Genomic DNA, 13,479 nt, shown 5'->3' with positions numbered 1-13,479 from the left:
GGCTCAGGCGACCACGGTCAGCCGGCGTCGCCGCTCGTCGAGCGAGATGATGACGAGGCCGCTCGCCACGACCAGCAGGATACCGACGATCGCCAGCGTATTCGGCAGCTCGCGGAACACGAGAAGGCCGGAGATAACCGCCCACACCGTGAAGGAATAGTAGAACGGCGCGACGACGCCCGCCTGTCCTACGCGGTAGGCCATGAAGATGAAGAAGTGGCCGAACACCAGGAAGAGACCGGCACCGAAGAGCAGCAGCAGGTGGCGTGGCCCCGGCACGACCCATTCCTCGAGCAGCAGATGTGCGATGCCGGCGCCCACCATGACGACGACGACTGCCGAGATGGCGACGATCATGCCCGGCACATGGGCGGCGACCCGCCGGCTCGACAGGTCGCGCGCTGCGGAAAAGACGGCATTGGCCAGCCCGAGAATTGCATAGACGGAGATGCCCTCGATGGTCGGCTGCGCCACCATCAGCGCGCCGGCAAAGCCGAGCCCGATCAGCGCCATGCGCAGCCCGCCGATACGCTCGCGAAACAGCACCGACGCGCCAAGCAGGATCAACAGCGGCGCGATCTGCCCGAGCGCGACAGCGTCGGCGATCTGCATGTTGGCCAGCGCCACCACGTAGGACATGATGGCGCCCAGCTCGAAGAGATTGCGCAGCAGCACCCGCCGGTCGGCAATATGTGCAAGCTGGCGTCCGTAGCCGAGCAGCAGCACCAGCGGAAAGCCCCACAGCGCCGCCGCCACGCCGCGTAGGAACAGGACCTCGTAGGCGGGCAGGCCTACGGTCGCGAGCTTCATCATCGTGTCGTTGATGACGTAAGAGCCGGTGGCAATGACCATGAAGAGCGGGCCGCGGACGGCGGGCGGGATAAAATTCATGCGCGCGAAATGACCAGAGCTTTGACGCTAGGGCAATAGTCCACGGCGGCAGCGCGCATGAACGCACACGCTGCCCGCCATGCGATAGGCGCAGGGCCGTTGCAACCAGAATGCAGGGGACACAGGCCGCGAATTCTGCATAGTCGGCAGCAGGCGCCGGCGCCGTTTCCGGCTGCCCGGCGCGTCGGCGACGGCATGCCGTGCCCAGGGAGGAGAAACGGACATGCCCGGGTCCAGCCCGTCCAAGCTGCTGTCGGTTTCGCTGCTGGTGGTCGCCGAGATTGCCGGCATGAGCCTGTGGTTCGCCTCGGCCGCGGTATTGCCCGACATGGCGCGCGAGGCGGCCATTTCGCCCGACCGCCAGGCGCTGCTGTCGAGCGGCGTGCAGGCAGGCTTCGTGCTGGGAGCACTGGTTTCCTCGATCGGCGGCATCGCCGACCGCTACGACCCGCGCCGGGTCTTCGCCGTCTCGGCCCTGCTCGCCGCCCTCGCCAACGCCATGCTGCTCGTGCTCCCGCTTGGCGGCAACCTTGCCATCCTCGCCCGCTTCGTCACCGGCGCCCTGCTTGCCGGCGTCTACCCGGTCGGCATGAAGATCGTCGTAGGCTGGGGCACGCGCGACCGCGGCTTCCTCGTCGGCCTCTTGGTCGGTGCGCTGACGCTCGGCAACGGCCTGCCCTACCTCGCTTCCTTCCTCGGCGGCGCCGACTGGCGCTCGACCATAGTCGCCGTCTCGGCCCTTGCCGGGGCCGGCGGCCTTGTCGTGCTCGGCGTCGGGCTCGGCCCGCATCACGCCAGGGCGCCAACATTCGATCCCGGCGCGATCAGGCTCGCCTGGACCGACAGCAGGATCCGCGCCGCCTATCTCGGCTATTTCGGCCACATGTGGGAGCTCTTCGCCTTCTGGGCCTGGATCGGCGCGGCATCGGCCGTCTCCTACCGCGCCTCGCTCGACCTTGCGGCGGCCGAGAGCCTCGGCAAGCTCACCGCCTTTCTCACGATTGCCCTCGGGGCGCTCGCCTGCGTGGCGGCCGGGCGCGCGGCCGACCGCATGGGCAAGGCCAATGTGGCGATCATCGCCATGGCCGTCAGCGGCACCGCCGCCGTACTCACCGCGGCGACCTTCGGCGGCCCCGTCTGGCTCACCTTCGGGCTGGTGATGATCTGGGGCATCGCGGTGATCCCGGATTCTGCGCAGTTCTCGGCGCTCGTCGCCGACGCGGCGCCGCCGCATCTCGCCGGCAGCCTGATGACTTTCCAGACCGCGATCGGCTTCGCGCTGACCATCGTGACCGTGCAGATGACGCCTGTCGTGGCGCATGCCATCGGCTGGCCGCTGGTGCTTGGCGGCCTCGCCATCGGCCCGGCGCTCGGCATTGTCGCCATGCTGCCGCTGCGGGTCCGCAAGCCCGCCTGACGCTCTGGCTCAACATCTCCCGGCTTGACGCATCTTGCGCGATGCCTCGGCTTCATCCAGAAGGCCAAGTTCACTTGCCGCGGTCGCCATTCGCCCGCCGCCAAGCCAGCGCCAGCCGCCATCCGGCTCGCGCGCCGAAAGACAGGACCATGTCTGTTGTTGATGCCGGGGCAGACGCCCAGGCAAACCCGTGGCGCACAGAAATGCGCGCAATGCTTCTGCTGGCCTGGCCGATGATTCTCACCAATCTCGGCCAGACGGCAATGACGGCGACCGACGTCCTGATGATGGGGCGGCTCGGCTCGCGGGCGCTTGCCTCGGGTTCGCTCGGCTCCAACCTCTATTTCGCGCCGCTGATCTTCGGGCTCGGGCTGATGCTCGCCGTCTCGCCAATGATCTCGACCGAACTCGGCCGCAGCCGGCATTCCGTGCGCGACGTGCGCCGCACCGTGCGTCAGGGTTTCTGGATCGCCATTATGGTGGCGCTGCCGATCTGGGTCATCCTGTGGAACGCCGAGGCAATCCTCATCGCGATGGGCCAGGAGCCGGCGCTGTCGGCGCATGCGGCGACCTATGTGCGCACACTGCAATGGGCGGTGCTGCCCTTCTACGGCTACATCGTGCTGCGCTCATTCATCTCCGCGCTGGAGCGGCCGCGCTGGGCGCTGGTCATCGTGTTCGCCGCCGTCGCCTTCAACGTGCTCGCCAACTGGTGCCTGATGTACGGCAATCTCGGCTTCCCGGCACTCGGCCTGCGTGGCTCCGGCTGGGCGACAACCCTGTCCAGCCTGCTGATGTTCGGCGGACTGGCTGCAGTCGTGTCGCTCGACCGGCGGTTCCGGCGCTACCGCCTGTTCGGCCGCTTCTGGCGTGCCGACTGGCCGCGCTTTCGCACCCTGCTCGGCCTCGGCCTGCCGATCGCCGGGCTGCTGACCTTCGAGGTTTCGATCTTCAACGCCGCGACCTTCCTGATGGGACTGATAAACGCTGCCTCGATCGCCGCCTATGCCATCGCCATCCAGATCGCCTCGATCTCCTTCATGGTGCCGATGGGCATCGGCCAGGCGGCAACCGTCAGGGTCGGCCGCGCCAATGGCCGCCACGATGCCGAGGCGGTCGGCCGCGCGGGCTGGACGGCCTTTGCGCTCGGCGTCGGCTTCATGGCGGTCATGGCGCTGCTGATGATCAGCTTCCCCTACCGGCTGATCGGCGCCTTCATCGACATCGGTGACCCGAAGAACGCCGATGTCGTGGGCCTTGCCGTCGGCTTCCTGGTCTTTGCCGGCCTGTTCCAAATCTTCGACGGTGCGCAGGCGGTGGCGAGCGGCATGCTGCGCGGCCTGCACGACACCCGTGTGCCGATGCTCTTCGCGCTGATCGGCTACTGGGGCATCGGCCTGCCGCTGGGTGTCCTGCTGGCCTTCCGCTTCGGCTTCGCCGGCGACGGCATCTGGATCGGCCTGTCTACCGGGCTCGGCGTCGTGGCGTTGCTGCTCGTCGTCCGCTGGCTGCGCCGCGACCGGCTCCCTGCGCCGGTGCGGCCCGCCTGAAGCGTCAGGCCTTCCGGCCCGTGATCGACGGGCTGAACACCATCAGGCTGAGTATTTCGAACAGCACCTGCGCGCCGGCCTGAGCCGTGTTGGTGGTGGCGTCGTACTGCGGCGCCACTTCGACGACGTCGCCGCCGACGATGTCGAGGCCCTTCAGCCCGCGCAGCAGTTCGAGCACCTCGCGCGTCGTCAGGCCGCCTATCTCCGGCGTGCCGGTGCCCGGCGCGAAGGCAGGGTCGAGGCTGTCGACGTCGAAGGAAATGTAGGTCGGCCCGTCGCCGACGATCTTCCTCGCCCGCTCGACGATGCCGGGAATGCCGAGCCCGGTGATCTCCTCGGCGTGGATGACGCTCATGCCGGACTCGTAGCTGAACTCCCAAAGATACTCGGCCGGGCCGCGAATGCCGATCTGGATGGTGCGCGTCGGGTCGAGCACGCCGTCGAGCACGGCGTTGCGGAAGGGACCGCCATGGTGGAACTTGGTCTGGTCGAACGGGCCGCCGGTGTCGCAATGCGCGTCGATGTGGATCATGCCGACCGGGCGCTTCCTGCCGACCGCCTTGAGGATCGGGTGGCTGATCGAATGGTCGCCGCCGACCGACAGCGGCACGACGCCGGCATCGACGATCTGGCCGACGCGGCGCTCGATGTCCTCGTGGCTCTGCTCCAGCCGGTAGCGGCTGCGGAACGGCACGTCGCCGATGTCCGCAACGCGCAACTCGTGCACCGGCGCGCAGTCGAGTACGTGGTTGTAGGGACCGATGCGCTCGATGGTGCGTAGCGCGCGCGGGCCGAAGCGCGAGCCCGGCCGGTTGGTGATGCCGAGATCCATCGGCATTCCGATCATCGCCACCTGCAGGTCGCCGAAGTCTGGCTTGTCCGGGGAAACCTCCCGGTGGGGCGCAGTCAGGAAGGTCGGGATACCGGAATAGGGCGCCAGCCGCGTGCCGCTCTCCGAGAAGATCTTCTCGGCAACGCGCTTGAAGCGCGGGTCGAAGGTCTCGCCGCCCTGGCTGTCGCCAAATCTTGCGCGCAATGCCTCGAGTTTTTCGCGGTCGAATGCCATGTCTGTCGGTCTCCGTGAGGCGCGAAGTGATGCGGGAGCCGGCGCGGAAAATCAATCGCAATTGTCGCGCCGGGCCGCCCGGACCGGCACTTGGCCTGCCCAGGATTTGGTGTTTTTGTCGGTCCAGCGGCTGAACGCGCGCATAGCGGGAAAAACGATGCTATGTGAACCATCGGCTGTCCTGGGAGTATTCGATGGCAAAGACCGATATCGCGCGGCGCGTCTACAATCACGCCTGGAAACTCGACCCGATCGTGCGCAGCCTGCTCGATACGGATTTCTACAAGCTTCTGATGCTTCAGATGATCTGGGGCATGTATCCGAAGGTCGACGCCACCTTCTCGCTGATCAACCGCACCAAGCGCGTCCGGCTGGCCGACGAGATCGACGAGCAGGAGTTGCGCGAGCAGCTCGACCATGCGCGCACGCTGCGGCTTGCCAAGAAGGAAATGATCTGGCTCGGCGGCAACAGCTTCTATGGCCGCAAGCAGATCTTCGAACCGGAATTCCTCGCCTGGTTCGAGAATTTCCAGCTGCCCGAATACGAACTCGCCAAGCGCGACGGCCAGTACGAGCTCGAGTTCCACGGGCCCTGGATGTACACCACCATGTGGGAGATCCCGGCGCTCGCCATCATCAACGAACTGCGCTCGCGCTCGGCGATGAAGCCCTTCGGCCCCTTCGCGCTCGACGTTCTCTATGCCCGCGCCAAGTCGAAGATGTGGGCCAAGACCGAGCGGCTGCGCGAGCTTCCGGACCTCAAGATTTCCGACTTCGGCACGCGGCGCCGACACAGCTTCCTGTGGCAGCGCTGGTGCGTCGAGGCGCTGAAGGAAGGCATCGGCGAAGCCTTTACCGGCACCTCGAACGTGCTGCTTGCCATGGACACCGACCTCGAGGCTCTCGGCACCAACGCGCATGAACTGCCGATGGTGTTCGCCGCGCTGACCGAGAGCGACGAGGAACTGCGCGCCGCGCCCTACCGCGTGCTGCAGGACTGGCAGCGCTACTATGGCGGCAACCTGCTGATCGTCTTGCCAGACGCCTTCGGCACGGCCTCCTTCCTGCGCGACGCGCCCGACTGGATCGCCGACTGGACGGGCTTTCGCCCCGACAGCGCGCCGCCCATCGAGGCCGGCGAGAGGATCATCGAGTGGTGGCGCTCCAAGGGCGTCGACCCGCGGGAAAAGCTCCTCATCTTCTCCGACGGGCTGGAGCTGGAAACCATCGAGGAGACTTACCGCCATTTCCGCGGCAAGGTGCGCATGGCCTTCGGCTGGGGCACCAATTTGACCAACGACTTCGAGGACTGCGCGCCGATGGAAACGCACGGGCTCGACGCCATCTCGCTGGTCTGCAAAGTCACATCGGCCAATGGCCGCCCGGCCGTGAAACTCTCGGACAACCCGGCCAAGGCGACCGGCGACCCCGACGAAATCGCGCGCTATCTGCGCGTCTTCGGCACCGCCGAGCGCGTCGAGCACCGCGTCAAGGTGTGAGGCTAGTGCCTGGCGCCGACAGGCCCGTAGCGGGCGCACAGCGCGGGAACACCCCCCTCTGTCCTGCCGGACATCTCCCCCTCAAGGGGGGAGATTGGCAGGTTCGGCGCACCACCTCTTCCTGCGACGCCGCCGATTTGCGAAGCCGTCCGCGAAGGCTGATCTCCCCCCTTGAGGGGGAGATGTCCGGCAGGCCAGAGGGGGGTCGGTGGAGGGTTTCGCCGAGGTGGACGTCCGCCCTGCTCCCCCTCCTCCCCACGGACGCCATTGCGCACGCGTCCGAGCGCGGCCACGTGCTCATCCTGCCGACCGGCTATTATCTCGTCGGCGGGGCGCTGGCGGTCGCCGCCAGTTTCGCCGTGCTCGGGCTGTTGCGCGGCGACGCGCTCGAGCGCGCCTTCGCCGCCCGCCTCCCCGTCGGTACGCTCGGCGATGGTGGCAGGCTCGCCACCAGCCTTGTCTCCCTCGCCTTCCTCGCCACGCTCGTTGCCGCCGGCTTCCTCGGCAGCCGCGATCCGCTGTCCAACCCGCTGCCGCTCACCATCTGGACGCTTCTGTGGGTCGGGCTGACATTCGTCCAGGGCATGTTCGGCAATCTCTGGCGCTGGATCGACCCGTGGTACGGACCCTGGCGGCTGGCCATGCGCCTCGCCGGCCGCGATGCCGCCGACGCCCCGCCGCTCGCTTTGCCGGCATGGCTCGCCATGTGGCCGGCGCTCCTGCTTCTCCTCGCCTTCGCCTGGTTCGAACTGGTCTACCCGGCGCCCGACGACCCCGAGAAACTCGGCCTTGCCGTCGGCCTCTACTGGCTCTTCAGCTTCGCCGCCATGCTTGCCTTCGGCCATGCCGAATGGAGCCGTCGCGGCGAGTTCCTGTCGGTGTTCTTCGCCATGGTGGCGCGCTTCGGCATCGTCGAGCGCACGCCATCGCCGGACGGAAGGAACCGGCTTGCACTCTGCCTGCCCGGCGCCAAGCTCGCCACCACGGAGCCGCTGCCCTTTTCCGGCACCCTGTTCCTCCTCGCCGCGCTCGGCTCGGTCTCTTTCGACGGGCTTTCAAAGACCTTCTTCTGGCTCGGCACGAACGGCATCAACCCGCTTGAGTTCCCGGGCCGCACCGCGATGATGGGCATCAACGGCACCGGCCTTCTCGCCGCCTCGACACTGCTCGCTGCCGCCTATCTCGTCTCAGTCGCCGCCGGCGAAGCGCTCGCCCGCGGAAGGGAGAGCGGCTTTGCGGCGGCCGCCGGCCTGCTCGTGTGGTCGATCGTGCCGATCGCGCTTGCCTACCATTTCGCGCATTACCTGACCGCGCTGCTCGTCAACGGGCAATATGCGCTGGTGGCGCTGTCCGATCCCTTCGCACTCGGCTGGAACCTCTTCGGAACCGCCTGGTGGCAGGTCGAGGCAGCGCTCGCCACCGGGTCGGCCGCGGCATGGACGATCTGGAATCTCCAGGCCGGAGCCATCATCGGCGGCCATGTGCTCGCCGTGCTTGCCGCGCACCGGCTGGCCTTCCGACTCCATCCGACGCCGCGCGCAGCACTCCTCAGCCAGCTGCCGCTGACGCTGCTGATGGTCGCCTATACGGTCCTCGGCCTCTGGCTGCTGTCGACGCCGACGGTCGGCTAGCCGCCTAAACGCCTCCGGCGGGCGTCCCGATACGCCGCTGCGGAAACCTCCCTTGCCACGCTGAACCTTTGGTGATTTAGTTTGTACACATGCAATTTTCGCGGCGCTGCAACGACCGCGAACAGGTTGAAAATTCGGCTGGAATTTTTACAAAAAAGGGGAACCGGCATGAGCAGCTTCATCAGGAAATCAATCACGCGCCGCACGGCCTTGAAAGGCTTCGGCGCCGCCGCCGGCCTCGTCGCCGGGCCGGGCTTCGTCCGCTACAGCCAGGCGCAGAGCTCGGAGCCGATCAAGATCGGCTTCCAGGCTCACCGCACCGGCATCGGCGCCTCTTACGGCCGCTGGTACGAGCGCACCACCAACGCCGCCGTCAAGGCGATCAACGCCGCCGGCGGCATCAACGGCCGCCAGGTCGAGGTCATCGTCGAGGATGACGGCACCGATCCGGGCCGCGGCGCCGAGGTGGTCGGCAAGTTCGCCAACCAGCACAAGGTCGACGTCGCCTTCGGCACCCTCTTCTCGCATGTGGTGATCGGCTCGGCGCCGGCGGCCGGCGAAAACAAGCTGCCCTATTACGTGGTCAGCGAGGGCCATCACGTCGCCTCGACCAAGCTCAATCGCTACGTCTTCCAGCCCGGCATCACCGACGTGAAGAGCCAGATCCAGGCCATGGCGCCGTGGATCGCGTCCAACGCCGGCAAGAAGGTGACCCAGATCTTCCCGGACTTCGCCTTCGGTTACGATCATCGCGACTACCTGCCGCCGGCGCTGAAGGCGCAGGGCGCCGACGTCATCGCGCAGATCGCCATTCCGCCGACAGAGAGCTCCTTCACCAAGTACTTCCCGCAGATCCCGGCCGACACCGACGTCATCTACCACGTCATGGTCGGACCCGCCGTGCTCACCTTCGTCAAGGAGCTCGGCGAGTTCTACGGCTCGAACCGGCCGCAGCTCTTCGGCTTCATCGACAGCCTCGAGGCCGTCGACATCAACAGCCCGGGCCTGGAATTCCTCGACGGCAGCCATTTCTGGGAAGGCTCGCCACGCTACGCACAGCCCGACGACAGCGACGCGCAGAAGGCCTATCGCGCCGCCGTCGGCATCGACGACAATGGCGCCTCGGTCGACGACCCGAAGGACATCTCGACGGCCGCCCACATGTTCGGCTGCTGGGAGACGCTCTACGTCATCAAGAAGGCGATGGAGGATTCCGGCTACCAGGGCCGCGACGACGCCGCCAAGCTGGTCGAGGCGACCGAGGCGCTGACCGAGTTCGCCGAGGGCCCCGAGCATCCGCAGGGGCCGAAGATCTTCAACGGCAAGATCCACCAGTGCTTCGGCATCCAGAACATCTCCAAGCTCGAGGGTGGCCGGCTCAACGTCGTGCACAAGACCTCGATCGAGGACGGCATGTACGAGCCCGAAGGCGACTACACCACGCAGCCGCTTTGATTTCTGCAATTCCCTCTCCCTTTGCGGGAGAGGGCCCAGGCTCAGACTGAATGGCATTCGGACCGCATCTCCTGCTGGCCACGCTCGAAGGGCTCGTCACGTCGGCGGTGCTGGCGCTGATGGCGCTCGGCCTGTCGCTGGTGTTCGGCGTCATGCGCGTGGTCAATGTCGCGCATGGCGAGTTCTTCATGCTGGGGGCCGTGCTCGCCTGGGCCGTCACCGCGACGCTCGGCGGCAATCCTGCCATCGGCTTCCTCGCCGCCCTCGTCATCAGCCCGCTGATCGTCGGCGCGGTTGCGCTGCTTGCCGAACAGCTCGTGCTGAAGCGTCTGAACTACAATCCGGAAGCGACCATCGTCGCCACGATCGGCCTGCTCTACATCATCCAGCAGCTGGCGCTCACCTTCTACGGGCCGGATGCGCGCCCGGTCGCGGCGCCATTCAACTACCGCATCTCGCTGCCCTGGTTCGGCTATTCCGGCTACAAGCTGTCGATCATCGGCGCCTCGGCGATCCTGCTCATCGCCACCTGGTTCGTGCTGACGCGCACCCGCATCGGCCTCGTCATGCGGGCCACCCAGTATGACAGCGAGACGGCGCAGGCCTTCGGCATCCCGGTCGAGCGCGTCTATGCCGGCGTCTTCGCGCTCGGCGCCATGCTGGCGGCGGTGGCCGCCGTGCTCATCGTGCCGATCAGCCAGGCGCATTACCTGATGGGGCTCGACCCACTGCTGCTCTCCTTCATCGTCGTCATCATCGGCGGCCTCGGCTCGCTGCGCGGAACGGTCGTCGCCGCCCTGCTCATCGGCGTTTCGGACGGCGTCATCTCGGTGTTCTTCTCGCCGACGCTCGCCAAGATCATCGCGACGCTCGTTGTCGCCATGGTGCTCGTCTTCCGGCCCCAGGGCCTGTTCGGCACGGCCCGCCGATGAGGCACGACGGGTTCAAGCCGGGGGCGCTGCATGTCGCGGTCATCGCGCTGCTCTTCGCGCTCAATTTCATGCTGCCCGACTATCATCACGGCCTGCTTGCCCGCATCATGGTGCTTGCCGTCTTCGCGATGGGCTACAATCTGCTGTTCGGCTATGTCGGCCTGCTCAGCCTCGGCCACGCCATGTTCTTCTCGGCCGGGCTCTACGGCTCCGGCCTTGCGATCTACCATCTCGGCTGGAGCGTGCCGGCGGCCTTCGGCGCCGGCCTCGTCTCGGGCGCCGCGCTCTCGCTGGTGATCGGACTGCTTGCGCTGCGCACCACCGGCGTCGCCTTCATGATCGTCACCATGATGTTCGCGCAGGTCTTCTACCTCTCGATCCTCTACTTCGCGCAATGGACCGGCGGCGATCAGGGCCTCGTGCTGCAGCAGGCGCAGCGGGTGATCGAAGTCGGCGGCGCGACGCTCGACCTCACCGAACCGGTGACCCGCTACATGGCCGCGCTCGGCCTGTTCTCGGTGGTGCTCGTCGCCACCCTCTTCATCGCGCGGTCGGCGTTCGGACGCGTGCTCGTGGCTATCCGCGAGAACGAAGAGCGCACGAAGATGCTCGGCTACGACACCTTCGCCAACAAGCTCGCCGCGGTCGTTGCCTCGGGCGTCATCTGCGCCGCGTCCGGTGCCGCCTACGCGCTGCTCTTCGGCTATGTCGGCTCGACGCTTGCCTCGGTGCAGTATTCCATTCTGCCGCTGCTCTGGGTGCTCCTCGGCGGGGCTGCCACCACGCTCGGGCCGCTCGTCGGCACGGTCTTCATGTACTATGTCATCGACGTCACCAGCGGCTACACCTCGGCCTACATGCTGGTCGTCGGCATCGCGCTGATCCTGCTCGTGCTCTACTTCCCGAAGGGTGTGCTCGGCACCATTCGCGACCGTTGGGTGAGGTGGCTGCCATGATGCCGCTGCTCACCACCAAGGGGCTGGGGAAATCCTATGGCGGGCTGAAGGCGGTCGACGGCGTCGACTTCTCGCTGATGCCCGGCGAGATCCGCGCCATCATCGGCCCCAACGGCGCAGGCAAGACGACCTTCGTCAGCCTGGTCTGCGGCCGCGTGCAGCCGAGCGCGGGCATGATCGTCTTCGACGGCGAGGACATCACCTCGATGCCGCCGCACCAGCGTGTCCGGCACGGCATCGCCTACACCTTCCAGATCACCAGCGTCTTCGCCAACCTGACCGCCTACGACAATGTCGCCCTGCCGGTGCAGCGAACCCTGCAGGGAGGGCACGGCCACAAGGCCGTTCATGCCGGCGTCATGGAGGCGCTCGCCCGTACCGGGCTTGCCGGCCGCGAGGATGTGCTTGCCGGCCACCTCTCCTACGGCCACCAGCGCCTGCTCGAAGTGGCGATGGGGCTGGCGCTCAAGCCGCGCCTGCTGATCCTCGACGAACCGACCCAGGGGCTTTCCGACGGCGAGATCGACGGCTTCATCACGCTGGTGCGCGAGATCGCCGGCAGCGCCACCGTGCTCCTGATCGAGCACAACATGCAGGTGGTGATGAAGCTTGCCGACCGCATCACGGTGATGAACGGCGGCACCATCCTCGCCGAGGGCACGCCGGAGCAGATCAGCGCCAATGCCGACGTGCAGCACGCCTATCTGGGGACGCCGGCCGATGAGTGACGCGCTGACCATCCGCGGCCTCGACTGCTTCTACGGCGAGACACCGGTGCTGCACGGGCTCGACCTCGATCTCAGGCAGGGCGAAGTGCTCTGCCTGCTCGGGCGCAACGGCGCCGGCAAGACGACGACGCTGAAGGCCATCATGGGGCTCATCCCGGCGCGCGCCGGCTCGATCATGCTCGACGGAACCGAACTGACGAAGCTGCCGGCGCATGAAGTGCCCAAGGCCGGCGTCGCCTATGTGCCGCAGGGCCGCCGGCTGTTCGCGGAGATGACGGTCGCCGAGAACATCGAGATCGGCCTGATGACGCGCGGCAAGGGCAAGGCGACGCGCGAAAGCGTGCTTGAGCTGTTTCCGCTCCTGCGCGACCGGCTGAAACAGCAGTCGGGCACGCTGTCGGGCGGCGAGCAGCAGATGCTGGCCATGGCGCGCGCGCTCTGCCTCGAACCGCAGGTGCTGCTGCTCGACGAACCGACCGAGGGCCTGATGCCCTCGATGATCGCAAGGATCCGCGAGACGGTGGCCAAGCTGCGCGAACGCGGCGTCTCGACCATCCTCGTGGAGCAGCGCGTCGACGCCGTGCTGTCGGTCGCCGACCGCGTCTCCTTCATCGAGAACGGCCGGCTGAAGGAGACCGTCGATGTCGAGCGACTGCGCGAGGACCATGCGCTGGTGATGCGCTATGTCGGCGTCGGCTAGGCTCCGGCGAGCCTCACGCCCGCCTTCCTCATCGCGTCGATCATCGCCTCCAGCGAGCCATTGAGGTCGATTGCCCGGCAGGCATCGAGACGCACCGTCGTGTCGAAGCCGTGACCCGCCGCGTCGAGCGCCGAATAGGCGACGCAGAAGTCGGTGGCGAGGCCGACCAGCGTCACCTTGTTCAGTTCGCGTTCGTGCAGGTAGCCGGCCAGTCCGGTCGGCGTGGTGCGGTCGTTCTCGAAGAAGGCCGAGTAGCTGTCGATTTCAGGCCGGAATCCCTTGTGGACGATCAACTCGGCGCGCGAACGGTCGAGATCCTTGTGGAATTCGGCGCCGAAGGAACCCTGGATGCAATGGTCCGGCCACAGCGTCTGCGCCCCGTAGGGCATCTGGATCGTCTCGAACGGCGCCTCGCCCGGATGGCTCGAGGCAAAACTGGAATGATGCTCCGGGTGCCAGTCCTGGGTCAGGACGACATGCTCGAAGCCCGGCGACATCTGGTTGATGAGCGGGATGATCTCGTCACCGCCGGCAACCGCCAGCGCGCCGCCCGGGCAGAAATCGTTCTGCACATCGACAATGACCAGCGCCTGCTTGACCATGAAACACTCCCTGAGAACTTTCTGTGGCGACAGGCCGCAGACTTCGATGGAT

12 protein-coding genes are annotated in these 13,479 nt (G+C 67.0%); 9 read left to right on the top strand and 3 right to left on the bottom strand.

The features are described from left to right. Positions 1–3: 3 nt before the first annotated feature. The gene (locus ACT2BZ_RS09610; protein ID WP_457940716.1) at positions 4–891 is read right to left on the bottom strand and encodes a DMT family transporter; all 888 of its coding nucleotides are present in this window, start codon (positions 889–891) and stop codon (positions 4–6) included. Positions 892–1,114: 223 nt separating this feature from the next. Here ACT2BZ_RS09610 and ACT2BZ_RS09605 point away from each other — a divergent pair, with 223 nt between their 5' ends. After that, positions 1,115–2,308 carry an MFS transporter gene (locus ACT2BZ_RS09605; protein ID WP_457940715.1) on the top strand — a complete coding sequence of 398 codons (1,194 nt, stop codon included), beginning with the start codon at positions 1,115–1,117 and terminating at the stop codon, positions 2,306–2,308. Between the two features lie 149 nt (positions 2,309–2,457). Further along, positions 2,458–3,858, top strand: coding sequence for an MATE family efflux transporter (locus ACT2BZ_RS09600; RefSeq protein ID WP_457940714.1), 1,401 nt, complete (start codon positions 2,458–2,460; stop codon positions 3,856–3,858). 4 nt (positions 3,859–3,862) lie between these two features. Here ACT2BZ_RS09600 and speB read toward each other — a convergent pair whose 3' ends face one another. Continuing rightward, positions 3,863–4,924 (bottom strand): agmatinase, encoded by a 1,062-nt coding sequence (gene speB / locus ACT2BZ_RS09595; protein ID WP_457940713.1) that lies wholly within the window; start codon positions 4,922–4,924, stop codon positions 3,863–3,865. Positions 4,925–5,118: 194 nt separating this feature from the next. Between speB and pncB the strand changes: the two genes are divergently transcribed. The 7 genes from pncB to ACT2BZ_RS09560 all read left to right on the top strand — a co-directional run bounded on the left by pncB (position 5,119) and on the right by ACT2BZ_RS09560 (position 12,825). Continuing rightward, entirely contained in the window at positions 5,119–6,423 is a 1,305-nt protein-coding gene (gene pncB / locus ACT2BZ_RS09590; RefSeq protein WP_457940712.1) for a nicotinate phosphoribosyltransferase, read from the top strand. Between the two features lie 182 nt (positions 6,424–6,605). Then, positions 6,606–8,054: a hypothetical protein gene (locus ACT2BZ_RS09585; RefSeq protein WP_457940711.1), complete on the top strand. Its 1,449-nt coding sequence runs from the start codon at positions 6,606–6,608 to the stop codon at positions 8,052–8,054. Between the two features lie 168 nt (positions 8,055–8,222). Further along, positions 8,223–9,509, top strand: coding sequence for an ABC transporter substrate-binding protein (locus ACT2BZ_RS09580; RefSeq protein WP_457940710.1), 1,287 nt, complete (start codon positions 8,223–8,225; stop codon positions 9,507–9,509). A gap of 50 nt (positions 9,510–9,559) precedes the next feature. Continuing rightward, positions 9,560–10,441, top strand: coding sequence for a branched-chain amino acid ABC transporter permease (locus ACT2BZ_RS09575; RefSeq protein WP_457940708.1), 882 nt, complete (start codon positions 9,560–9,562; stop codon positions 10,439–10,441). Continuing rightward, a complete protein-coding gene (locus tag ACT2BZ_RS09570) occupies positions 10,438–11,397 on the top strand; it encodes a branched-chain amino acid ABC transporter permease (protein WP_457940707.1) in 960 nt (319 codons plus the stop codon). The genes ACT2BZ_RS09575 and ACT2BZ_RS09570 overlap by 4 nt, the downstream gene beginning before the upstream one ends. Next, positions 11,394–12,125: an ABC transporter ATP-binding protein gene (locus tag ACT2BZ_RS09565; protein ID WP_457940706.1), complete on the top strand. Its 732-nt coding sequence runs from the start codon at positions 11,394–11,396 to the stop codon at positions 12,123–12,125. Before ACT2BZ_RS09570 ends, ACT2BZ_RS09565 begins: the two co-directional genes overlap by 4 nt. Next, complete coding sequence (locus ACT2BZ_RS09560; RefSeq protein ID WP_457940705.1) at positions 12,118–12,825, top strand: ABC transporter ATP-binding protein; 708 nt, start codon at positions 12,118–12,120, stop codon at positions 12,823–12,825. Before ACT2BZ_RS09565 ends, ACT2BZ_RS09560 begins: the two co-directional genes overlap by 8 nt. Here the strand turns inward: ACT2BZ_RS09560 and pncA are convergent. Continuing rightward, positions 12,822–13,427, bottom strand: a complete 606-nt coding sequence (pncA, locus tag ACT2BZ_RS09555; protein ID WP_457940704.1) for a bifunctional nicotinamidase/pyrazinamidase — start codon at positions 13,425–13,427, stop codon at positions 12,822–12,824. The genes ACT2BZ_RS09560 and pncA overlap by 4 nt on opposite strands. Positions 13,428–13,479 lie beyond the last annotated feature (52 nt).

The organism is Mesorhizobium sp. 10J20-29, assembly GCF_054130485.1.
The sequence above is the reverse complement of the archived record's forward strand: the minus strand, read 5'-3'. Positions and strand labels throughout refer to the sequence as shown.